This window comes from Sphingoaurantiacus capsulatus (genome assembly GCF_042648405.1).
GTDB classification, from domain to species: domain Bacteria; phylum Pseudomonadota; class Alphaproteobacteria; order Sphingomonadales; family Sphingomonadaceae; genus Sphingoaurantiacus; species Sphingoaurantiacus capsulatus.
Map to the genome: position 1 here is coordinate 19,610 of NZ_JBHRXV010000010.1, position 22,986 is coordinate 42,595.

At 68.8% G+C, this 22,986-nt stretch carries 21 protein-coding genes; 20 read left to right on the plus strand and 1 reads right to left on the minus strand.

The genetic code is table 11. The features are described from left to right. Positions 1–6: 6 nt before the first annotated feature. The 9 genes from murD to ftsZ all read left to right on the plus strand — a co-directional run bounded on the left by murD (position 7) and on the right by ftsZ (position 10,613). Complete coding sequence (murD, locus tag ACFOMD_RS10685; protein ID WP_380861104.1) at positions 7–1,281, plus strand: UDP-N-acetylmuramoyl-L-alanine--D-glutamate ligase; 1,275 nt, start codon at positions 7–9, stop codon at positions 1,279–1,281. Next, positions 1,278–2,438, plus strand: a complete 1,161-nt coding sequence (locus ACFOMD_RS10690; protein WP_380861107.1) for an FtsW/RodA/SpoVE family cell cycle protein — start codon at positions 1,278–1,280, stop codon at positions 2,436–2,438. Before murD ends, ACFOMD_RS10690 begins: the two co-directional genes overlap by 4 nt. After that, positions 2,438–3,583, plus strand: a complete 1,146-nt coding sequence (gene murG, locus ACFOMD_RS10695) for an undecaprenyldiphospho-muramoylpentapeptide beta-N-acetylglucosaminyltransferase (RefSeq protein WP_380861110.1) — start codon at positions 2,438–2,440, stop codon at positions 3,581–3,583. Before ACFOMD_RS10690 ends, murG begins: the two co-directional genes overlap by 1 nt. After that, the gene (murC, locus tag ACFOMD_RS10700; RefSeq protein WP_380861113.1) at positions 3,580–4,998 is read left to right on the plus strand and encodes a UDP-N-acetylmuramate--L-alanine ligase; all 1,419 of its coding nucleotides are present in this window, start codon (positions 3,580–3,582) and stop codon (positions 4,996–4,998) included. Before murG ends, murC begins: the two co-directional genes overlap by 4 nt. After that, positions 4,995–5,909, plus strand: coding sequence for a UDP-N-acetylmuramate dehydrogenase (gene murB, locus ACFOMD_RS10705; protein WP_380861116.1), 915 nt, complete (start codon positions 4,995–4,997; stop codon positions 5,907–5,909). The genes murC and murB overlap by 4 nt, the downstream gene beginning before the upstream one ends. Continuing rightward, positions 5,906–6,817, plus strand: a complete 912-nt coding sequence (locus ACFOMD_RS10710; RefSeq protein ID WP_380861119.1) for a D-alanine--D-alanine ligase — start codon at positions 5,906–5,908, stop codon at positions 6,815–6,817. Before murB ends, ACFOMD_RS10710 begins: the two co-directional genes overlap by 4 nt. Further along, positions 6,814–7,698 carry a cell division protein FtsQ/DivIB gene (locus tag ACFOMD_RS10715; protein ID WP_380861122.1) on the plus strand — a complete coding sequence of 295 codons (885 nt, stop codon included), beginning with the start codon at positions 6,814–6,816 and terminating at the stop codon, positions 7,696–7,698. Before ACFOMD_RS10710 ends, ACFOMD_RS10715 begins: the two co-directional genes overlap by 4 nt. A gap of 26 nt (positions 7,699–7,724) precedes the next feature. Beyond that, complete coding sequence (ftsA, locus tag ACFOMD_RS10720) at positions 7,725–8,984, plus strand: cell division protein FtsA (protein WP_380861125.1); 1,260 nt, start codon at positions 7,725–7,727, stop codon at positions 8,982–8,984. An 84-nt stretch (positions 8,985–9,068) separates the two neighbouring features. Continuing rightward, positions 9,069–10,613: a cell division protein FtsZ gene (gene ftsZ, locus ACFOMD_RS10725; RefSeq protein ID WP_380861128.1), complete on the plus strand. Its 1,545-nt coding sequence runs from the start codon at positions 9,069–9,071 to the stop codon at positions 10,611–10,613. A 329-nt stretch (positions 10,614–10,942) separates the two neighbouring features. Here the strand turns inward: ftsZ and ACFOMD_RS10730 are convergent, their stop codons facing one another. After that, positions 10,943–11,338, minus strand: coding sequence for a hypothetical protein (locus ACFOMD_RS10730; RefSeq protein WP_380861130.1), 396 nt, complete (start codon positions 11,336–11,338; stop codon positions 10,943–10,945). Between the two features lie 164 nt (positions 11,339–11,502). On the opposite strand from ACFOMD_RS10730, the gene ACFOMD_RS10735 reads away from it, so the two are divergent. From ACFOMD_RS10735 to ACFOMD_RS10785, 11 genes are all read left to right on the plus strand, one after another. Next, positions 11,503–13,305 (plus strand): DUF885 domain-containing protein, encoded by a 1,803-nt coding sequence (locus ACFOMD_RS10735; protein ID WP_380861133.1) that lies wholly within the window; start codon positions 11,503–11,505, stop codon positions 13,303–13,305. 104 nt (positions 13,306–13,409) lie between these two features. Beyond that, positions 13,410–14,558, plus strand: a complete 1,149-nt coding sequence (locus ACFOMD_RS10740) for a CaiB/BaiF CoA transferase family protein (protein ID WP_380861136.1) — start codon at positions 13,410–13,412, stop codon at positions 14,556–14,558. After that, the gene (locus ACFOMD_RS10745) at positions 14,555–15,817 is read left to right on the plus strand and encodes an SPOR domain-containing protein (protein WP_380861139.1); all 1,263 of its coding nucleotides are present in this window, start codon (positions 14,555–14,557) and stop codon (positions 15,815–15,817) included. The genes ACFOMD_RS10740 and ACFOMD_RS10745 overlap by 4 nt, the downstream gene beginning before the upstream one ends. Then, positions 15,814–16,974 (plus strand): deoxyguanosinetriphosphate triphosphohydrolase, encoded by a 1,161-nt coding sequence (locus ACFOMD_RS10750; RefSeq protein WP_380861142.1) that lies wholly within the window; start codon positions 15,814–15,816, stop codon positions 16,972–16,974. Before ACFOMD_RS10745 ends, ACFOMD_RS10750 begins: the two co-directional genes overlap by 4 nt. Before the next feature lie 56 nt (positions 16,975–17,030). After that, positions 17,031–17,420, plus strand: a complete 390-nt coding sequence (locus ACFOMD_RS10755) for a hypothetical protein (protein ID WP_380861145.1) — start codon at positions 17,031–17,033, stop codon at positions 17,418–17,420. Between the two features lie 65 nt (positions 17,421–17,485). Continuing rightward, a complete protein-coding gene (argS, locus tag ACFOMD_RS10760; protein WP_380861148.1) occupies positions 17,486–19,216 on the plus strand; it encodes an arginine--tRNA ligase in 1,731 nt (576 codons plus the stop codon). A 2-nt stretch (positions 19,217–19,218) separates the two neighbouring features. Next, positions 19,219–20,052 (plus strand): SPOR domain-containing protein, encoded by an 834-nt coding sequence (locus ACFOMD_RS10765; protein WP_380861151.1) that lies wholly within the window; start codon positions 19,219–19,221, stop codon positions 20,050–20,052. Then, positions 20,052–21,059 carry a beta-N-acetylhexosaminidase gene (gene nagZ / locus ACFOMD_RS10770; protein WP_380861154.1) on the plus strand — a complete coding sequence of 336 codons (1,008 nt, stop codon included), beginning with the start codon at positions 20,052–20,054 and terminating at the stop codon, positions 21,057–21,059. Before ACFOMD_RS10765 ends, nagZ begins: the two co-directional genes overlap by 1 nt. A 195-nt stretch (positions 21,060–21,254) precedes the next feature. Continuing rightward, entirely contained in the window at positions 21,255–22,025 is a 771-nt protein-coding gene (locus ACFOMD_RS10775; protein WP_380861694.1) for a segregation and condensation protein A, read from the plus strand. After that, on the plus strand, positions 22,022–22,663 hold the full coding sequence (gene scpB, locus ACFOMD_RS10780; RefSeq protein WP_380861157.1) for an SMC-Scp complex subunit ScpB: 642 nt from the start codon (positions 22,022–22,024) through the stop codon (positions 22,661–22,663). Before ACFOMD_RS10775 ends, scpB begins: the two co-directional genes overlap by 4 nt. Positions 22,664–22,744: 81 nt before the next feature. Continuing rightward, positions 22,745–22,984: a twin-arginine translocase TatA/TatE family subunit gene (locus ACFOMD_RS10785; RefSeq protein ID WP_380861160.1), complete on the plus strand. Its 240-nt coding sequence runs from the start codon at positions 22,745–22,747 to the stop codon at positions 22,982–22,984. The last annotated feature ends 2 nt before the right edge of the window (positions 22,985–22,986 follow it).

Below are 22,986 nucleotides of genomic sequence, written 5' to 3' on the forward strand. Positions count from 1 at the left end.
GAAACGGTGATCACCGCGCGCGCCTTTGCTGGAAAACGCTACGCGGTGTTCGGCCTCGCGCGCACCGGGCTGTCCGTTGTCCGCGCGCTGAAGGCGAGCGGCGCCGAAGTCTATGCCTGGGACGACAATGCGGCGGCCCGCGCCGCCATCCACGACGTCGAGTTCATCGACCTCAACACCGCCTCGCTGCTCGGCTTCGATGCGCTGGTGGTCTCGCCCGGCGTCCCGCTCAACACCCATCCGCTCGCTGCCCGCGCCCGCGCGGCGGAGGTGCCGATCATCGGCGACATCGAGCTGTTCTCACAGGCGCGCGCCGAGCTGCCGCCGCACAAGGTCGTCGGCATCACCGGCACCAACGGCAAGTCGACGACGACCGCGCTGATCCATCACCTGATCACGGCGGCCGGTCGCCCCGCCACGCTCGGCGGCAACATCGGCCTGCCCATCCTTGGCCAGGACGCGCTGCCCGAAGGCGGCACCTACGTCCTCGAACTGTCGAGCTTCCAGATCGACCTCACGCAGACCCTCGACTGCGATGTGGCGGTGCTGCTCAACATCACCCCCGACCATCTCGACCGCTACGATGGCTTCGCCGGCTACGCCGCCTCGAAGGCCCGCCTGTTCGACATGCAGTCGCCCGGCCATGTCGCCGTGGTCTCGACCGCAACCGAGAACAGCAGCCGCATCGGCGAGACCACCCGCCGCGCCACCTTCATCGCCGCGACCGACATCGCCGATCAGTCCGCCTGGCCGTCGCTGCAGGGTCCGCACAACGCCGAGAACGTCGCCGCCGCCGCCGCCGCCGTCCGCGCGCTCGGCCTGACCGACGCCGAGATCGAAGCGGGTCTGCGCACCTACCCCGGCCTGCCGCACCGCATGGAGCGCGTCGCGGAGAAGCGCGGCGTGCTCTACGTCAACGACAGCAAGGCGACCAACCCGACCTCGACCGCGCCGGCGCTCGCTGCCTTTCCCGCCATCCACTGGATCGCCGGCGGCCGCGCCAAGACCGACGAGCTCGACGCCTGCCTGCCACACCTCGGCCATGTCCGCCGCGCCTACACCGTCGGCGAGGCGGAAAGCCTGTTCGCCGACATCCTGGCGCCGCACGTGCCCGTCACCCGCGCCGGCACCATCGACAACGCGGTGCGCCTCGCCGCCGACGCCGCGCAGGCCGGCGAGGTGGTGCTGCTGTCGCCCGCCTGCGCCAGCTACGACCAGTTCAAGGATTTCGAGGCGCGCGGCGCCGCGTTCCGCACCGCCGTGGGGGGATTACCGCAATGACCGCGCTGGGTCGCAACGATCGCACGCTGATTGGCCGTTGGTTCTGGACCATCGACCGCATGCTGCTGCTGATGGTGCTGATGCTGATCGGTATCGGCCTCGTCGCCGTCGCCGCCGCGTCGCCCGCCGCGTCGCACCGCTATTCGGGCGGCAGCCTGCAGCTCGGCGACCTCCACTATTTCAAGCGCCAGGTGTTCTGGGTGCTTGCCGGCCTGCCGGTGATGCTCGGCGTGTCGATGCTGACCATCGCCTGGGCGCGGCGCCTCGCCATCGTCGGCACCGTCGTGTTCCTCGCAGCACTCGCCGCGGTGCCGGTCCTGGGCTCGGAGGCGAACGGCGCCATGCGCTGGATCACCGTCGGCGGCTTCCAGTTCCAGCCGTCCGAGTTCCTCAAGCCTCTGTTCATCGTGTTCAGCGCCTGGCTGCTCGCCACCCGCTACGACGATAACAAGATCCCGGCGCTGCAGGTCTCCTTCGCCTTCCTCATCCTGATCGCCGCCTTGCTCATGAAGCAGCCCGATCTCGGCCAGACCGTGCTGTTCAGCGGCGTATGGCTGGCGCAGGCCTTCCTCGCCGGCATGGGCATCGGCACGCTCGCCGGCGCCCTTTGCCTCGCCATCGGTGGGCTCGGCATGGCCTATCTGTTCGTGCCGCACGTGACGAGCCGCATCGACCGCTTCCTCACCGGCGGCGGCGACACCTATCAGATCGATCGCGCGCTCGATTGCTTCAAGTCGGGCGGCCTGTTCGGCGCCGGCCCGGGCGAAGGCCAGATGAAGTTCAGCCTGCCCGAGCCGCACACCGACTACATCTTCTCGGTGATTGGCGAGGAGTTCGGCGCCATCGCCTGCCTCGGCGTCGCCGCCCTGTTCATCGCCATCGTCGTGCGCGTGCTGCTGCAGCTGCTCGAGGAGGACGATCCCTTCGTGTTCCTCGCCAGCGCCGGCCTTGTCACCCAGTTCGGCGCGCAGGCGATGATCAACATCATGGTCAACCTCAGCCTGCTGCCCTCGAAGGGCATGACCCTGCCGTTCATCAGCCACGGCGGCTCGTCCTTCCTCGCGCTGTCGATGGGCATGGGGCTGCTGCTGGCGCTCACCCGTCGCAACCGCTTCCTCAAGGCGTCTCCTTACGTCCAGCGCTGGCGGGCCGCCTGATGGCCAAGCGCCCGCACCTCGTCATCGCGGCCGGCGGCACCGGCGGGCACATGGTGCCCGGCCATGTGCTGGCCGAGACGATGACGGCGCGCGGCTATGACGTGTCGCTGATCACCGACGATCGCGGCGTCAAATATCCCGGCCTGTTCGACGGCTGCCCCCGCCATGTCGTGCCCAGCGGCTCGCTCGGCGGCCTCAACCCGATCGGCTGGGCGAAGGCGCTCCTCGCCATGGCCAAGGGCCGCGCGGCGGTGAAGGCCATCTATCGCCAGCGCTGCCCCGTCGCCGTCATCGGCTTCGGCGGCTATCCCACGGTGCCGGCGCTGCTGGGCGCCTTCGCGGCGAAGGTGCCGACGGTCATCCACGATTCGAACACCGTGCTCGGCCGCGTGAACCGGATGCTCGCCGGCCGCGTCGACGTCATCGCCACCGCCTTCCCGAACGTGCACCGCCTCGCGCCCAGGCACGCCGCCAAGGTCGCGCTGGTCGGCAACCCGGTGCGCGCCGATATCGTCGCGCTGCGCGACCTGCCGTTCCCCGACGCCACCGGTCCCCTCCACATCCTCGTCATCGGCGGCAGCCAGGGCGCGACCGTGCTGTCGAAGGTAGTGCCCGCCGCCATTGATCGCCTGCCCGCCGATTTGAAGGCGCGCCTCCGCGTCACGCAGCAATGCCGGCCCGAGGATATCGAGGGCGTGCGCGCCGCCTATGCCGCCGCCGGCGTCCCCGCCGACCTCGCGACCTTCCTGCAGGACATGCCGGAGCGGCTGGCGAGCGCGCATCTCGTCATCGCCCGCTCGGGCGCCTCGACGGTGTCGGAACTCGCTGTTGCCGGCCGCCCCGCGATCTTCGTGCCGCTGCCTACCGCGACCGACAACCATCAGGTCTACAACGCGCAGGAGATGGTCGACGCCGGCGGCGCGCGCATGATCCTGCAGTCCGATTTCACCGCCGAAACCGTATCGGCGGCGATCGCGCAATTCCTCGCCGATCCGGCCGCGCTGAACGCCGCCGCAACCGCTGCCCGCTCGACCGGGCGCCCGGATGCGGCGGAAAGGCTTGGCGACATCGTCGAGGGTCTTGGCAAGCGGGGCCGCATTCCGGCATCGGGCGGCGATTCCTCGTTGCAGAAAGCTTCCGCATGACCGGCCTCGCCCACGATATCGGCGTCATCCACTTCATCGGGATCGGCGGCATCGGCATGTCCGGCATCGCCGAGATCATGCACAACCTCGGTTACAAGGTGCAGGGCTCCGACGTGGCTGAGGGCTATGTGGTGGAAGGGCTGCGCGCCAAGGGTATCCCGGTCGCCATCGGCCACAGGGCAGAGAACCTCGGCGATGCCGCCGTCATCGTTACCTCGACCGCGATCAAGCGCGGCAATCCCGAGGTCGAACTGGCGATCGAGCGTCGCATCCCCGTCGTCCGCCGCGCCGAAATGCTCGCCGAGCTGATGCGGCTGAAGAATTGCGTCGCCATCGCCGGCACCCACGGCAAGACCACGACCACCTCGATGGTCGCCGCATTGCTCGACGCCGGCCGCCTCGACCCGACGGTGGTCAACGGCGGCATCATCAACACCTATGGCTCGAACGCCCGCCTCGGCGAGGGCGAGTGGATGGTGGTGGAGGCCGACGAGAGCGACGGCAGCTTCCTGCGCCTCGGCGGCACCATTGCGGTGGTCACCAACATCGATCCCGAGCATCTCGACCATTACGGCAGCTTCGATGCGGTGAAGGACGCCTTCGTCCAGTTTATCGAGCATGTGCCCTTCTACGGCGCCGCCATCCTCTGCCTCGATCATCCCGAAGTGCAGGCGATCATCCCGCGCATCCGCGACCGTCGCATCATCACCTACGGCTTCTCCGGCCAGGCCGACGTGCGCGGCGACAACGTCACCCCGGTGCCGGGCGGCAACGAATTCGACGTGACGCTCCATGACCGTCACGGCGCAGAGCGCCGCATCGAGAAGCTGATGCTGCCGATGCCCGGCCGCCACAATGTCCAGAACGCGCTGTCGGCGGTCGCCGTCGCGGTTCAGCTCGGCATCGGCGACGAGGACATCCGCGCCGGCTTCGCGCGCTTCGGCGGCGTCAAGCGCCGCTTCACCAAAGTGGGCGAGGTCGAGGGCGCGACGATCATCGACGATTACGGCCATCACCCGGTCGAAATCCGCGCCGTGCTCGCCGCCGCGCGCGAAGGCGCCAAGGGCCGCGTGATCGCGGTGGTGCAGCCGCACCGCTACACGCGCCTGCGCGACCTGATGGGCGATTTCCAGGCCGCGTTCAACGACGCTGACATCGTCATCGTCGCGCCGGTCTACACTGCCGGCGAAGCACCGATCGAGGGTGTCGACGCCGATGCGCTCGCCGCCGGCCTCAAGCGTTCGGGCCACCGCTTCGTGATGACCACCGAAGGCGCCGACGCGCTCGCCGGTCAGCTCGCCGACATCGTGCGCGCCGACGACATGGTCATCTGCCTCGGCGCCGGCGACATCACCAAATGGGCCGCCGGTCTCGCCGATGCCATCGCCGCGCAGCGCGGGGGCAAGGCCGCATGACCGCACTCGCCGCCTCGATCGCGGTGGACGCGTTGCCGCCGGTGCGCGGCAGCCTCGAGCCCAACGGCTCGATGGCCGATTTCATCTGGTTCCGCACCGGCGGGCCGGCGGAATGGATGTTCCGCCCCGCCGACATCGACGACCTCGCGGCCTTCCTGGAGGCGCTGCCCGGCGACGTGCCAGTGCTGGCGGTCGGCGTCGGTTCCAACCTCATCGTCCGCGACGGCGGCCTGCCCGGCGTGGTGGTGCGGCTGCCGAAGGCGATGGCGAAGGTGTCGGTTGATGGCGATCTCGTCCGCGCCGGCGGCGCCGCAATGGGCATCACCGTGGCCAGCGGTGCGCGCGATGCGTCGCTCGCCGGTCTGGAATTTCTGCGCGGCATTCCCGGCACCGTCGGCGGCGCTGTCCGCATGAACGCCGGCGCCTATGGTCGCGACTGCGCCGATATCTTGGTCGAAGCCACCGTCGTGACGCGCGACGGCACCGTCGAGGTCTGGCCGGCCGATCGCTTCGGCTTCACCTACCGCCATTCGGCGCTGCCCGACGGCTTCGTCGTCGTCGAGGCGCTGTTCCGGGGGACGCCCGGCGACAAGGTTGCGATCACCGCCGAGATGGACCGCATCGCCGCCGAGCGGGAGGCGTCGCAACCGCTGCGCTCGCGCACCGGCGGCTCGACCTTCAAGAACCCGCCGAACGGCAAGGCGTGGGAACTGGTCGATCGCGCCGGCTGCCGCGGCTTCAGGGTCGGTCAGGCGCAGGTCAGCGAGAAGCATACCAACTTCCTCATCAACACCGGCGGCGCGACCAGCGCCGACATCGAGGCGCTGGGCGAGGAAGTGAAGCGGCGGGTGAAGGCGAATTCGGGTGTCGATCTCGAATGGGAGATCGAACGGGTGGGAGTGGCGTCGTGAAGCATGTGGTGGTCCTGATGGGCGGCTGGTCCGCCGAGCGCGAGGTGTCGCTGACCTCGGGCCGCGGCATCGCCGAGGCGCTGCGCTCGCTCGGCCACCGCGTCACCGAGATCGACATGGGCCGCGACGTCGCGGCGCGCCTGCTCGAGGCAAAGCCCGACGTGGTGTTCAACGCCCTCCACGGCACCCCCGGCGAGGACGGCACCGTTCAGGGCATGCTCGACCTGATGGGTATTCCCTACACCCACTCGGGCCTCGCCACCTCGGTCGTCGCCATTGACAAGGAGCTGACCAAGCAGGTGCTGTCGCGCGCCGGTGTCCGCCTCCCCGGCGGCAAGGTGATCGAGTCAAAGAGCGTGCACGACGGCGACCCGCTGCCGCGCCCCTATGTGCTCAAACCCGTCAACGAGGGCTCATCGGTCGGCGTCGCGATCGTCACCGACAGCAGCAACTACGGCAACCCGATCTCGCGCGACGTGCCGGGGCCGTGGGCCGACTATGACCAGCTGATGGCCGAGCCGTTCATCGCGGGGCGCGAGCTGACCGTCGCCGTGCTCGACGACGAGCCGCTGGCGGTCACCGAGCTCCAGGCCAAGGGCGACTTCTACGACTATGAGGCGAAGTACACCGACGGCATCACCACCCACATCTGCCCGGCGGAGCTTCCCGCCGAGGTGACGAAGGCGGCGATGGAAATGGCGCTGAAGGCGCATCGCGTGCTCGGCTGCCGCGGCGCCTCGCGATCGGACTTCCGCTACGACGACCGGCTCGGCGTCGACGGGCTGTTCCTGCTGGAGGTGAACACCCAGCCGGGCATGACCCCGCTGAGCCTCGTTCCCGAGCAGGCGAAATATCGCGGCATCGACTACGCCACCTTGGTCGGCCGGATCCTGGAGAGTGCGGCATGAGCGAGCGCGTTTCCCTCCGTCGCGGCCAGGTGCCGAAGCCAGCCAAGAAGAAGGCCGTGCGCCGCCCGATGCGCAACGAGCCGTCGGTTCGCCTGCCGGTCGCGCCGCTGTCGCTGCGCCGCTGGGTCGGTGGTGCAGTGGTGGCGCTGGTCGCCGCCGGCGGCATTGCCACCCTGTGGCTGATGGAATTGCCGCAGCAGGCCTGGTTCGAAACCGCGCGCGGCGTCGGCGAGGCGGGGTTCGAGGTGCGCCATGTCGAGGTCACCGGCCTCAAGCATATGGCGAAGCTGCCGGTCTATGGCGCGGCGCTCGACGGCCCGACCAATTCGATGCTGCTCGTCGACCTCGACGATATCCGCACCCGGCTGCAGACGCTGCCGTGGGTGAAGGACGCGAGCGTCGGCCGCCGCCTGCCCGATACCCTGGTGATCGACATCGAGGAGCGGAAGCCCCTCGCGATCTGGCAGTATCGGCGCAAGCTCGCGGTGGTCGATCGCGAGGGCAAGGTGCTCGACACCGGCGGCATCGAGCGCTTCGCCGCGCTGCCGCTGATTGTCGGCCCGCGTGCCAACCTCCAGGCGCATCCGCTGATGGCGATGCTGGCCGAATTTCCGGAGGTGCAACAGCGCGTTGACAGCGCGATCTGGATCGGAGACAGGCGCTGGGACCTTCGCCTGAAATCGGGTGAAACGCTGGCGTTGCCGGAAGGCTATGCCGCGTCGAAGGGCGCGCTTCGGCAATTTGTGAAGATGGAGGAGGCCAACGGCCTTCTCGATCGGGGATTCGTACGTTTCGATTTGCGGCTGCCCGACAAGATGGTGGTCCGCGTGTCGAACGAACCGGGCGCGCAGGCGCTGCCCTTCGTGGGCACAGAGATCTAGTTGGTGGTGAGGGTGAGGAGAGGCTGATGGCTACGCAACGAGGGGAACGCATCGTCGCCGCGCTCGACGTCGGCACGTCGAAGGTCGCCGCGCTGATCGCCATGGTCGGCACCGACGGCGCGCCGCGCGTCATCGGCGTCGGTCAGCGCGTCTGCCAGGGCGTCCGCCAGGGTCTCGTCGCCGACATGGAACGCACCGAAAGTGCCATCCGCAACGCTGTCGAACAGGCCGAGCGCAACGCCAACGTGCAGGTCGAGGACGTGTTCGTGAACCTGTCGGCCGGCGGGCTCGACAGCGACATCGTCTCGGTCGAGGTCGACATCGCCGGTCATCGGATCGAGCGCGCCGATATCGATCATGTGCAGGCCGAAGGCCGCGCCGCGATCAACCCGGGCAACCGCACCGTGCTGCACGCGCAGCCGGCGCTCTACACGATCGACGGCCTCACCGGCGTGATGAACCCGCTGGGCTTCCACGCCGAGCGGCTGGGCGTCGACATCCACCTGATCACCGCCGACACGCCGCCGATCCGCAACCTCGACGTCTGCGTGCGGAACGCGCACCTCGGCGTCCAGACGATCGTCGCCTCGCCGGTGGCGGCGGGTCTCGCCTGCCTCGCGCCCGAAGAGCGCGAGCTCGGCGTCGCGTTGGTCGAGATCGGCGCCGGCATCACCAACGTCGCGGTCTATGCCCGCGGCATGCTGGTCGGCCTCGCCTCGATCGCGATGGGGTCGAACGACATCACCGACGATATCGCCTCGGCGTTTGCGACCAAGCGCAGCCATGCCGAGCGCATGAAGACGCTCTACGGCTCGGCGACGACCTCGCCGAAGGACAACCATGACATGATCGAGGTCATGCCGATCAACGACGACGACGGCGTCGAGCCGACGCGCTGCACGCGCGCCCAGCTCATCGCGGTCATTCGTCAGCGGCTCGACCTCCTGTTCACCGAGATCGCGGCGCGCCTCGCCGAGATCGGCTTTGTCGGCCCGTCGGGCCGGCAGGTGGTGCTGACCGGCGGCGGCGCCGAGCTGAAGTCGATCGCCGACTTCGCGCAAGGCGTGCTCGGCCGCTCGGTTCGGCTGGGGCGGCCGCGCGGGCTCACCGGCCTGCCGGAGGCACAGGGCAGCTGCGCATTCTCGACGCTGGCGGGGCTCGCGCTCTACGCGGCGAACGGGGCGGAAGACATCATGACGGCCACGTTCAACAGCCAGCAGAAGGTCGTCCGGGCGGCTGGCGGGACGTGGGGACGCATGGTGGCGTTGCTACGCGGAAGCATTTGATTCACAATGGCGAAGCGGGGGGCAACCCGCTTCAGGAACATCAACCGAAACGGCGCGGAAGCGCAGGGAATTCAGGAGGTTAAGATGGGTCTCGAACTGAAGCGGCCGGAACTCACTGAACTGAAGCCGCGCATCACCGTCATCGGTGTCGGCGGCGCGGGCGGCAATGCCGTCAACAACATGGTGGCCGCGGGCCTCCAGGGCGTCGATTTCGTTGTCGCCAACACCGACGCGCAGGCGCTTGCGGCGGCTAGCGCCGAGAACCGCATCCAGCTCGGCCTGAAGATCACGCAGGGCCTGGGGGCAGGCGCCCGGCCGGAGATCGGCCGCGCCGCTGCCGAGGAGACGATCGACCAGCTCGATACCAGCCTCGAAGGCAGCCACATGTGCTTCATCACCGCCGGCATGGGCGGTGGCACCGGCACCGGCGCGGCGCCCGTCGTCGCCCGCGCGGCGCGCGAGAAGGGCATCCTGACCGTCGGCGTCGTGACCAAGCCGTTCGCCTTCGAAGGCGCGCGCCGCATGCGCGCCGCGGAAGAGGGCATCGCCGAGCTGCAGAAGCACGTCGATACGCTGATCATCATTCCGAACCAGAATCTGTTCCTGATCGCCAACGCCAACACAACCTTCAAGGAAGCGTTCGCGATGGCCGACCAGGTGCTGCACCAGGGCGTGCGCGGCATCACCGACCTGATGATCATGCCGGGCCTCATCAACCTCGACTTCGCCGATATCCGCACGGTGATGTCGGAGATGGGCAAGGCGATGATGGGCACAGGCGAGGCCGCCGGCGACAACCGCGCCATCGAGGCGGCGGAAAAGGCGATCGCCAACCCGCTGCTCGATGAGGTGTCGATGCGCGGCGCCAAGGGTGTCATCATCAACATCACCGGCGGCGAGGACCTGCGCCTCATGGAGGTCGACGAGGCCGCCAACCACATCCGCGAGATGGTCGATCCCGACGCCAACATCATCGTCGGCTCGGCGTTCAACCCGAACCTCGACGGCATGATGCGCGTCTCGGTCGTCGCGACCGGCATCGACGCGCAGTCGGGCAACCAGGCCGCGCCGATGATCAGCCGCAACACGATGAGCTTCGGCGGCGTCGCCGGCTCGTTCCACGGTGCGCCGACCACCGCCCCGGCCCGCCCGACCACGTCGGTCGTCACTCCGCCGGTCGCCATCGAACCGCCGGCGCCCGTCGTCGCGGCGCCGCTGATCCTCGAAGAGCCGGTCGCCGAGGCGCCCGTCGTCGAGACCGAGGAGCTGCCCGTTGAGGAGCTGACGCTCGACATGGGTTCGGCGATCGAGGACGAGCCGACCACCAACGTCATGCCGCTGCTCCGCGCCGCGGAGCCGATGGTCGCCTCCCCGGTCGCTCCGGCGGTCGAGAGCGATCTGCGTCCCTATGTCGAGACCCCGACCACGACGACCCAAGCGGTTGCCGAGGAAGAGGAATCGGACGAGCGTCCGCTGACCTTGTTCGAGAAGATGATGAACCTCAGCCGCGGGCCGGCGAAGGCGAAGCCGGCGGCGGAGCCGATGGTGGCGCCGCCGTCCTACTCGACCGACAGCAGCGAAGACCCGCTGGAAATCCCGCGCTTCTTCAAGCGGCAGGTCAACGACTAGGGCCTGAACTCGCCAGGAATGACGTTCGGGACGGCGTCAGGAAGTCCATGGCAAGTAAGGTCGCGCAGACCAGCTAGCAGATGCTAGCTGGCAAGCGGGCGGCGCGTAGCCATGGTCTTCCTCACGCCGCGCGAAGCGTGGCAGCGAGAGGCTGACTGGCGTCGTCGACGCCGCTTGCCGGGGGCCTTCAGGCCCGGCTGCGCGACCTCTCCTCGCCAGTCAGCCTCTCGCTGCCATCCCGAATGCCATTCCTGGCGAGTTCAGGCCCTGTCGGTATTTTTACCCGGATAAAAATATAAGACCCGGGTTTTTACCCGGGTCTTATTCGTTCAGCTCTTGGCTTTCCGGTACGGCACGAACTCGCCGAGGTTCACGAACCCGGTCTGGATGCGCGAACTGGTATCGTACAGCCGCACCACGTCGATGCTGCACAGCTGGCTCGAATGGGTGTTCGTGACCAGCACGTCCCATTTGTCGAGCGACTGCGCGCCGCCCCGCGGCGTGTTGACGTAGATCACGCCGCCGTTGGTCTCGTAGAGGATCGCGGTGCCCTTGATGATCTGCGTCGAGCGGATGTCGCGCAGATTGAGGCACTTGACCGGTTCCCCGGCGGTTCGGCCTTCGAGCGCCTTCGCCATCTGGGCGGCGGCGGGCTCGGGCGCGGCGTTGACGGGGGCGAGCGCGAGCAGCGCGGCGCCGGCGAGGGCAGGAAGTGCGAAACGCATGACAGGGCCTCCTCTTCAGACTCCTAATATAGGGCAATTTCGCTCGGGTTTGGAGAGGAGGGTACGGTAGCGTGCAATTTAAGCGCTTTTGGTACGTTTAGCGCTTTCTCCGGCCCGCCATCATGCTAGCCATAGCCCGCATTGGATACGGGAAGGATTCGGGGATGGATCGTCGTCATTTTCTGAAGAGTGGCGCCGCCGCCACGAGCGTTGCGCTGCTGCCGGCCGCCACCCTGGCGCAGGGCAGGCTCAGCGGCGACGCCGCCGCGTCGGCGCTGTTCGAGCGCATTTTCACCGAAGCGGTCGCCCATTCGCCGGAGCTCGCCAGCTCATTGGGCCTCGACAAGGGCGCCAACGCCGCGGCGAAGGGCAAGCTGTCGCCGGCGACCGCGCAGCAGCGCAACGAAGACCTCGCCCGGCTGGAGGCGGCGCTCGCCGAACTGCGCCGGCTCGACCGCGCCAGCCTGTCGGCGGCGAACCAGAACAACCTCGATGTCGTCGTCTACATGCTGGAGAACCAGACGGTGGCGGCAAAGCGCTTCGGGCTCGACTCGACGGTGCGCCCCTACATGATCTTCCAGCAGGGCGGCGCCTATTTCTCGACGCCCGACTTCCTCAACACCGCCCACACCATCGCGACCAAGGACGATGCCGAGGCCTATCTGTTGCGCCTCGAAGCCTTCGCCCGCGTGCTCGACGAGGAGCGGGTCGAGCAGGAGGCGGAGGCCGCCAAGGGCTTCCTCGCGCCAGCCTGGTCGCTCGACCTGACGCTCGGCCAGATGGCCAAGCTGCGCTCGCAGGACGCCGCCACCTCGTCAATCGTCACGTCGCTCGCCGACCGCGCCAAGAAGGCGAACATCGAGGGCGACTGGCAGGGCCGCGCCGCGAAGATCGTCAGCGACAAGGTCTACCCGGCGCTCGACCGCCAGATCGCGATGATCGAGAAGCTGAAGCCGACCTCGCGGCCGGGCGACGGCGCGTGGCGCCTGACGCGCGGCAACGAGATCTACGCTGCGGCGCTGCGCCAGTCGACGACCACCGACATGTCGCCTGACGAGGTCCACAAGCTCGGCCTGGCGCAGGTGAAGGAAATCAGCGCCGAGCTCGACAAGATCCTGAAGGCGCAGGGGCTGACGCAGGGCAGCGTCGGCGCGCGGCTGGCGCAGCTCAACGCGCGGCCGGACCAGCTCTATGCCAACACCGACGCCGGCCGCGAAGAGCTGATCCGCGATCTCAACACCAGCCATGACGCGATGTACAAGAAGCTGCCGCCGCTGTTCGCGACGCTGCCGACGCAGCCGCTCGAGATCCGCCGCGTGCCGGTCGAGATCCAGGACGGCGCCTCGAACGGCTATTACAACCGCGCCACCCTCGATGGCTCGCGCCCGGCGATCTACTTCATCAACCTGAAGGACACGCGCGACTGGCCGAAATATTCGCTGCCGGCGCTGACCTATCACGAGGGCGTGCCGGGGCATCACCTTCAGATCAGCCTCGCGCAGGAATCGAAGGACATTCCGACGTTGCGCAAGGTCGGCGGCTTCGGCGCCTATTCGGAAGGCTGGGCGCTCTATGCCGAGCAGCTCGCCGACGAGGCCAAGGCCTATCACGGCGACCTCGAACGCGCCGGCTATCTCCAGTCCTTCCTGTTCCGCGCCGCGCGCCTTGTCGTCGACACCGGCATCCACACGCAGAAGTGGGACCGGGCGAAGGCGACCGCCTATCTGGTGGAGACCACCGGCTTTGCGCAGCCGCGCTCGCAGCGCGAGGTCGAGCGCTATTGCACCCAGATGGGCCAGGCCTGCAGCTACAAGGTCGGCCACATGGCGTGGACCCGCCTGCGCGCCGAGGTCGAGAAGGCGCAAGGCGCCAAGTTCGACGTGAAGCAGTTCCACGAAATCCTGAAGGAAGGCGCGATGCCGCTGACCATCCTCGAAAAGCGGGTGCGAGAGCGTTTCAAAGCCTAGCGGTCGCGTCAGCGGCGGATGGCCCCGCCCTCTTGCCAGCTTGTCCCTCCACCCTTCCGCATGGCAAGGGGAGGAGGGACACGGGGCAAACAGGGGTATAGCGGATGGCGGGGCCGTTGCAGGGCGTCCGGATCGTCGAGATCGCGGGCATCGGACCAGGACCTTTCTGCGGCATGATGCTCGCCGATCACGGCGCGGAGGTCATCCGCGTCGAACGGCCGGGCGGGACGAAGGCCGGGCCGGCGACCGAGGGCTCGCGCGACCCGCTGATGCGTTCGCGCAAGACCATCGTCGTCGACATGAAGAAGCCCGAAGGCATCGAGGTGGTGCGCGAGCTGTGCCGCACCGCCGACGGCCTGATCGAGGGCTTCCGCCCCGGCGTGATGGAGCGGCTCGGCCTTGGCCCCGACGTACTGCTCGCCGACAACCCGAAGCTCGTCTACGGGCGGATGACCGGCTGGGGGCAGACCGGCCCCTACGCGCACGCGGCCGGCCACGACATCAACTACATCGCGCTGACCGGCGCGCTCCACGCCTATGGCCGCGCCGGCGAGAAGCCGACGCCGCCGATCAACATGGTCGGCGATTTCGGCGGCGGCGGCATGATGCTGGCATTCGGCATGGTCTCGGCGATCCTCGCGGCGCGCGGCGGCGGCAAGGGCCAGGTGATCGACTGCGCGATGACCGACGGCGCGTCGGTGCTGATGTCGATGATCTGGGGCTTCCGCGCCATGGGCATCTGGCGCGACGAGCGCGGCGTGAACCTCCTCGATACCGGCGCGCATTTCTACGACACCTATGAGTGCGCCGATGGCGGCTATGTCTCGATCGGGTCGATCGAGCCGCAATTCTACGCCGAGCTGCGCCGCCTCGCCGGCCTGACCGACGACAAGGATTTCGACGCGCAGATGGATCAGCGCGCCTGGGGGCCGCTGAAGGACAAGCTGACCGCGCTGTTCAAATCGAAGACGCGCGACGAATGGTGTGCGCTGATGGAGCACACCGACGTGTGTTTCGCGCCGGTGCTGTCGATGGCCGAGGCGCCCGACCACCCCCACAACGCCGAGCGCGGCACCTTCGGCATGGTCGGCAAGGCGCTGCAGCCGATGCCGGCGCCGCGCTATTCGGGCACCGTCACCGACAGGCCGTTCCTGACGCCGCCGGCGGGCAGCGACGGCGAGGCGCTGCTGGCGTCGATCGGCTATGACACCGCGAAGATCGCCGCGCTCCGCGACGCAGGAGCGGTCGGGTGAGGCGGCTGGCGCTCGCCGCCGTCGCCGCGCTGGTCGCGCTGCCGGCGCTGGCGCAACCGGCAAGGACCGGGAACGAAGATCCCGCCCGGCTGGTCGCGCTTGGCGAACGGATGGAGCGGTCGGGCGAGCTGACCGGCGCGATGGTGTTCTACGAACGCGCCATCAACATCGACCCGGCCTATCCGCTGGCGCTGCGCGCCGCGGGTAACAACGCCATGACGCGCGGCGTCCCGGCGGAGGCCGCGCGCTTCTATTCGACATGGGCGAATACCGAGCCGCGCAATCCTGAGGCGCTGATCTCGCTCGCCAGCACCTTGATCGCACAGCAGAAGCCCGACGAGGCGCTGGCCTTGCTGGCACGCGCCGAGGATCTGAACGGCAACAAGGGCCGCATCTCGGCGCAGCGCGGCATCGCGCTCGACCTGCAGGGCAATACCGCCGGCGCGCAGGCGGCCTATGCCGCGGCGCTCGACCTCAATCCGGCCGACGCGGTGACGACGCAGCGCATGGCGCTGTCGCTGGCGCTCGGCGGGCAGAATGGCGCGGCGGTGACGTTGATGCAGCGCTTCGGCCCGGAGCCGGAAGCGGCCGAGGTGCGGCGCACGCTGGCGCTGATCCATGCGCTCGGCGGCCGTCAGGGCGACGCCGGCGAGGCCGCGGCGGCGCTGTTCCCGATCGCCGAGGCGCAGAAGATGCGCAATTTCTACGCGCAGTTGCCGCGAATGCCGCTGCGCGAGCGCGCCATCGCGGTGCATTTCGGCATCGTGCCGGGTGTCGGCCCAGTGTCGATGCTGCCGATGACCGGCCCGCCCGCGCGCGTTGTCACCACGCAGGCGCCGGCGCCGAAGCCGGCGCAGGAGACGATCCGCACGACGGCGGTGCCGCCCCCCGCACCGCGTCCGACCCCGACGCCGCCCGCACCGGCGCCGACGCCTGCCGCGCCCGTGGCCGCTGCGGAAGCGCCGTTGACCCCGGCGCTGCTCGCCTCGCGCCCCCGCATCTGGGTGCAGGTCAGCAGCCTCGCCGACGGCTCTCGCCTCGGCGTCGAATGGCGGCGCATCCGCGGCGCGGCGGGCGATACGCTCGCCGGGCAGCAGCCTTATGTGCAGCGCGCCGGCGCGACCAACCGGCTGCTCGTCGGCCCCTATGCCAGCGAGTGGGCGGCGCGGTCGGCGATCGCCAAGCTCAAGGCGCGGCGGGTCGACTCGATCATCAACCGCACGCCAAAGGGCGCGTCCCTCGCGCCGCTGACCCCATGACGCCTGCCGCCTATGCGACCGACCCCGCGCGTTCGCGTGGGCGGCAGTATCCCCAGCCCGACAGCAGCGTTCGCGACCCGTTCCAGCGCGACCGCGACCGCATCATCCATGCGACCGCGTTTCGTCGGCTGAAGCACAAGACGCAGGTGTTCGTGTCGCCCGACGGCGATCATTTCCGCACCCGGCTGACGCACAGCCTTGAAGTCGCGCAGATCGGCCGGGTGATCGCGCGGGCGCTCGGGCTGCACGAGGATTTGACCGAGGCGCTGTGCCTTGGCCACGACCTCGGCCATCCGCCGTTCGGTCATGTTGGCGAGGATGTGCTGACCGAGGCGATGGCGCCCTATGGCGGCTTCGACCATAATGCCAACACGCTGCGGATCGTGACGAAGTTCGAGCAGCGCTACGCCGACTTCGACGGGCTGAACCTGACCTGGGAGACGCTCGAAGGCCTGGCCAAGCACAATGGCCCGATCTACGAGCCGACCTGGGCGCTCGCCGAGATCGACGCGGCCTATTCCCTAGACCTGGGCAGCTATTCGAGCCTTGAGGCGCAGGTCGCGGCGCTGGCCGACGACATCGCCTATGACAATCACGACCTCGACGACGGCCTGCGCGCCGGGCTGTTCACCATCGAGGATGCGAAGGTCGTGCCGTTCATCGCCGAAAGCTGGGCAATGGTGACCGAGCGTTTCCCCAACGCCGCGTCCGACCGGCTGCCCGCCGAGCTGGTCCGCCACCAGATCGGCCGCATGGTCGCCGACGTGCTGGCGGAAACGCGCCGCCGGATCGCCGAGGTCAATCCGCAGTCGGTTGAGGATGTCCGCGCCGCCGGCCGCACCCTCGTCGGCTTCTCGTCCGCGATGGCGAAGTGCGAGCGGGATATGAAGCTCTTCCTGCGCGAGCGCATGTATTTCCACCCCTACAACCTAGGCATCCGCAAGCCGGCGCGGGAGATCGTGGCGGCGCTGTTCGAGCGCTTCCACAGCGATCCCGACGCGATGCCGGATGGGTGGGGGGCATCGACGCCGGCCGACGAGCCGGCACGGGCGCGGCATGTCGCCGACTTCATCGCCGGCATGACCGACCGCTACGCGATCCGGACGTATCGGCGGCTGATCGGCGATATTGAATTCCCCGGCGACGGCTTCATCTAGGTTTTGGGTGGAGATACTCGCGCGGAGGTAGGCAGGTGTCTAACTTTCTCAGGAAGGTGAACAAGACCAAGGTCGATCCCGAGCTTCTTGCTGATGTCCTCAATATGCACGCGGACATGCCGGCCGAAGATCGGGGCTCATTTGAAGCTCGTGCATTCGGGATATTTAGGTTGTTAGCCGATCGTGGCTACAGCCAAGAGGGTGGAGCACTAGCTACCGCCATAAGTTTACGGCTCACAGCGCTTGCCTTGCTTGCAAGGGAGAATGGTGGCCGCGGCTTCACTATGCCTGGCGATGAGGACGGCATGGATTGGGTTCACGCGGATTTGGTGCGATGTGCTGCAGAGGAGCCGCTTGTCGAAGGAGATGATGAGCAGGCTGTTTTCAACAGACGCAGCTTTGAACAGCGGCTCCTTTCGATATGCACCGCGCAAGGCAGAGCGTGACATTCGCGATCAGAACCTGATCACAAAGCGTGACGCCGGCGGCGAAGCCGGTTAGAGCCCGCCGCATGTCGAACCTTTTCGAAACTTTCTCCGCGCGGGTGCGCGAGGCGCTCGATGCGCTGGCGGCCGAGGGCGTGATCCCGGCTGGCCTCGACCTCAGGAACGTGACGGTCGAGCCGCCGCGCGATGCGAGCCATGGCGATCTGGCGACCAACGCCGCGATGGTGCTGGCGAAGCCGGCGGGCACCAACCCGCGCGCCATCGCCGGGCCGCTTGCCGAGAAGCTGGCGGCGCTGCCCGAGGTGGCGTCGGCGGAGGTGGCCGGCCCCGGCTTCCTCAACATCCGGCTGGTGCCCGGCACCTGGGTCGATGTGCTGCGCGCGATCGAGGCGGAGGGCGACGCCTATGGCCGCTCGGCGCTCGGCAACGGGCAGACGGTCAATGTCGAATATGTCTCGGCGAACCCGACCGGGCCGATGCACATGGGCCATTGCCGGGGTGCGGTGGTCGGCGACGCGCTGGCCAGCCTGCTCAAGTACGCGGGCTATGGCGTGATCCGCGAATATTACATCAACGACGCGGGCAGCCAGGTCGACACGCTCGCGCGGTCGGCGCACCTGCGCTACCGCGAGGCCCTCGGCGAGGACATCGGCGAGATTCCGGAAGGCTATTATCCGGGCGACTATCTGAAGCCGATCGGCGCGCTGCTCGCCGCGGACTATGGCGACACTTACGTCGGCAAGCCCGAGAGCGAATGGCTGGCGCTGTTCAAGACGCGCACGGCGGGCGCGATGATGGACCTGATCCGCGCCGATCTGGCGCTGCTTGGCATCCATCACGACAAATTCTCGTCGGAAGCCGAGCTGCAGGCGTCGGGCGCCATCGAGGCGGCGGTCGAGCGGCTGCGCGCCAAGGGCCTCGTCTATGAAGGCGTGCTCGAGGCGCCGAAGGGCGAGACGCCCGAGGATTGGGAGCCGGTCGAGCTGACCTTGTTCCGCGCCAGCCAGTTCGGCGACGACGTCGACCGGCCGATCCGCAAGTCGGACGGCAGCTGGACCTATTTCGGCGCCGACCTCGCCTATCACGCGCAGAAGGCGGAGAGTGCCGACCAGCTTGTCGACATCTGGGGCGCCGACCATGCCGGCACGGTGAAGCGCCAGCAGGCGGCAGTGACCGCGCTGACCGACGGCAAGGTCGAGCTCGACGTGAAGCTGGTGCAGATGGTGCGCCTGCTGCGCGCCGGCGAGCCGATCAAGATGTCGAAGCGGGCGGGCAATTTCGTCACGCTCGCCGATGTCGTCCGCGAGGTCGGCAAGGACGTGGTGCGCTACATCATGCTCACCCGGCGGTCGGACGCGCAGCTCGATTTCGACTTCGCCAAGGTGGTCGAGCAGTCGAAGGACAATCCGGTCTTCTACGTTCAGTACGCCCATGCGCGGATTCACTCGCTGCAGCGGCGGATGGCGGAGGCGGGAATTGCGGTCGTCGAACCGGCGCTCGACCGGCTCGACGACGAGGAGCTGGGGCTGATGCGGCTCGCCGCGCATTGGCCGCGCACGGTCGAGGCCGCGGCGCTGGCGCATGAGCCGCACCGCGTCGCCTTCTACCTCGGCGATCTCGCCGCCGCCTTCCACGCGCTGTGGAACCGCGGCAACGACGATCCGTCGCGGCGTTTCCTGCTGCCCGACGATCCGGCGCTCACCGCAGCGCGGCTGGCGCTGTCGCGCGCCATCGGGCAGGTTATCCGCAACGGGTTGTCGATCATGGGAGTGACGCCCGTCGAGGAGATGCACTGAGCATGTCGCGGCGCGGGCGGGACGAGGACGAGGACGACGCGCCCTGGCTGGCGCCGGCCGCGCCCGAATATCGCCGCCGCGCGAGCGGCGGGGGCGGCGGGACGGTGGTGCCCGGCAACCGCTTCATGCTGTGGGTGGTGCTGCTGCTCGGGCTTTTGGCGTTGGTCGTCGGCCTCATCTACGCACAGGTCGCCAAGCCCGATGACGACGCGCCGGTCTATGCCGATGCCGACGGGCAGGTGCCGCTGATCCGCGCCGCCGACGGGCCGTTCAAGATGCGCCCGAAGGATCCGGGCGGGCTCGACCTCGAAGGCAACAACCAGGCGGCGTTCGAAGCGGCCGGCGGCCTCGATCCGGGCGGCGACCTCAACTTCGACGCGCTGCCCGAGGAGCCGATCGACCGGGCGGAGATCGCCGCGAGAGCCGAGGCCCGGCCGGCGGCGCCGGCGTCCGGCCCACGTCAGCTGGTCGAGGAACCGGAAGAGGTTGCCGAGGCGCCGAAGCCCAAACCGGCGCCCAAGCCCGAGGTGAAGACGCCGCCGAAGAACGAGACGCGCGAGGCGATCGAGGAAGCGCTGAAACCGGCGGCGGGCGGCGGCAATTTCGCGCTGCAGCTCGGGGCGTTTTCGAGCGAGGCGAAGGCGAACGAGGCGTGGAAGCGTTTTTCGGGGCGCTATTCCTATCTCGCCGAACTGAACAAGTCGGTGCTCGCGATCGAGCGCGACGACACCAAGCTGTATCGGCTGCGGGCGACCGGAGTGGGATCGCGGGCGCAGGCGAACAATCTCTGTTCCCGGCTGCGGGCCGCCGGCGACCAGTGCTCGGTGGTTGATTGATGCTGCCGATCATCTTCGCATTCGCGGGGACGGTGCTGAGCGATGACGAACGGGCGCTCTTCAGGGCCTGCGACCCGGCGGGGTTCATCCTGTTCCGGCGGAATATCGAGACGCCCGATCAGGTGCGGGCGCTGACCGATTCGCTGCGGGAGCTGTCCGGGCGGAGCGATCTGCCGATCCTGATCGATCAGGAGGGCGGGCGCGTGGCGCGGCTGGAGCCGCCGCACTGGCCGGTGTTTCCGACGGGCGAGGCGTTCGGGCGGTTGTTCGAGACGGCGCCGTTGTCGGCGCTGGAGGCGGCGCGGGTCAACGCGCTCGCGATTGCGCTGACCCTTCGCGACATCGGGGTGACGGTCGACTGCCTGCCGCTGCTCGATGTGCCGGTGCCTAGCGCGCACGATGTGATCGGCGACCGGGCCTATGGGCGGGAGCCGCTGCGGGTGGCGGCGTTGGGCGACATGACGTTGCGTGGGCTGCGCGAGGGCGGCGTGGTCGGTATCGTCAAGCATATCCCCGGCCACGGACGGGCGGCAGCGGACAGCCATCTGGAGCTGCCGGTGGTGACGGCCTCGCGCGATGAGCTGGAGACGGATTTCGCGCCGTTCCGAAAGCTCAGCGGTGCGCCGATGGGGATGACGGCGCATGTCAAATACACCGCGCTCGATGCCGAGCGTTGCGCCTCGCTGTCGCCGACGGTGATCGAGGGCACGATCCGCGGCGACATCGGCTTCGACGGCTTCCTGATGGCCGACGACCTCGGGATGAAGGCGCTGGGCGGCAGCTTTGCCCAGCGGGCGCTGGGGACGATCGCGGCGGGCTGCGACGTGGCGCTGCATTGTTCGGGGGTGTTCGCCGAGATGGCGGAGATCGCCGAGGCGGCGCCGGCGATGAGCGACAAGGCGCAAGAGCGGCTGGCGCGGGCGATGGCGTGGGCGGACGGTGCCTCGCAGGCGGATATCGCCGAACTGGCGGCCAAGCGCGACGCGCTGCTGGCCCTGGCGGCATGATGGCGGCCCACACCGATCTTTCCCTCTCCCTTGAGGGGAGAGGAAGGGGCCCGCTTTGCAACGCAAAGTGGGAAGGTGAGGGTGATGCCCGAGCGCAAACGGCGTCGGCGCGTTTCGCCCGCACATCACCCTCACCCTCCCAGCTTCGCTGGGCCCCTCCCTCTCCCCTCAAGGGAGAGGGGTGCGGTGGCGCCCGTGGCTGAGAATTCCGACCTCTTCGAAGCGCCGGTTCGCGATCGGCCCGAGGAGGAGGTGCTGACGCTCGAGCTCGACGGGTGGGAAGGGCCGCTCGATCTGCTGCTGCAGCTGGCGCGCAACCAGCGGGTCGACCTGACCAAGATCTCGATCCTCGCGCTGGTCGAGCAATATCTGGAGTTCGTCGCCAAGGCGCGGCAGCTGCGGCTGGAGCTGGCGGCGGATTATCTCGTGATGGCGGCGTGGCTCGCCTATCTCAAATCCTGCCTGCTGCTGCCCAGGGAGGCGCAGGAGGAGCCGTCGGCGGAGGAACTGGCGCTGCGGCTGCAGATGCAGTTGCAGCGGCTCGACGCGATGCGCGAGGCGGGGGCGCGGCTGATGGCGCGCGACCAGCTGGGCCGCGATACGTTTCCGCGCGGGGCGCCCGAGGGGCTGCGGGTGCTGAAATCCTCGGCGTTCGAGGTGTCGCTGTACGAGCTGCTGCAGGCTTATGGTGCGCTCAGGGCGCGGGGCGAGCATCGCATCTACGAGGTAAAGCGGCGGCCGATAATGGCGCTGGAGGAGGCGCTGGAGCGGCTCGAGGGTCTGCTCGGCGTGACCTTCGAGTGGACCGAGCTGCTGCGCTTCCTGCCCGAAAGCGAGGATGCGGGGTTCCGGCGGTCGACGATCGCCAGCACGTTTGTGGCGGCGCTGGAACTGGCGCGGCAGGGGAGGGCCGACCTGCAGCAGGCGGAGGCGTTCGGGCCGCTGCACCTCAGGGGCAAAAGATGATCGACCCCGAGACGCTGCGCATGGTCGAGGCGATCCTGTTCGCCGCCGACAAGCCGCTGACGGTCGAAGAGATCGCGGCGTATTTGCCGGAAGGGGCGGAGGTGGGCGCGGTGCTGGTCGAGCTGGCCGAATCCTATGCGCCACGTGGGGTGAATCTGGTCGATCGCGGCGGGCGCTGGCTGTTCCAGACGGCGCCCGACCTGTCGCACATCCTCAGCCGCGAGCGGCAGGAGGCGCGGAAACTTAGCCGCGCGGCGCTCGAGACGCTGGCGATCATTGCCTATCACGAGCCGGCGACGCGGGCGCAGATCGAGGAGATCCGCGGCGTGTCGATCTCCAGGGGCACGCTCGACGTGCTGATGGAAGCGGGCTGGGTGCGCCCGGCGGGCCGTCGCGAATCGCCGGGGCGGCCGCTGCAGTACGCGACGACGCCTGCGTTCCTCGTGCAGTTCGGGCTGGAGAGCCGCCGCGACCTGCCGGGCATCGGCGAGCTGAAGGCGGCGGGGCTGCTCGATCCGATCGACCTGTCGCTGTTCGGCCAGCCGCAGCCCGAGAGCGAGGATGATTCCGACGCGGGCGAGCCGGACGAGGAATATGAAGGTATCGTCAGCGACGAAGAGTCCGAGGACGCCGACTAGCCGCCGTCACATCGCTGGGGTAGAAACCCGGCGACGCAAGACCCACCTTAGGGTCCGAGGAAATTCCAGGGAGCTTTCGCGATGGGTTCGTTCAGCATCTGGCACTGGCTGGTCGTGGGCGTGATCGTCCTGCTGCTGTTCGGCAAGGGCCGTATCTCCGATATCATGGGCGAGACGGCGAAGGGCATCAAAGCCTTCAAGAAGGGCATGACCGAGGACGACGCGCCGCCGCCGGCCCCCGCGCCCGCCCCGCGCCAGGTGACGACGGCGCCGCCGGCCGAGACGGCCGCGCCGGCGCGCGAGGAAGCGAACCGGCCGTAACG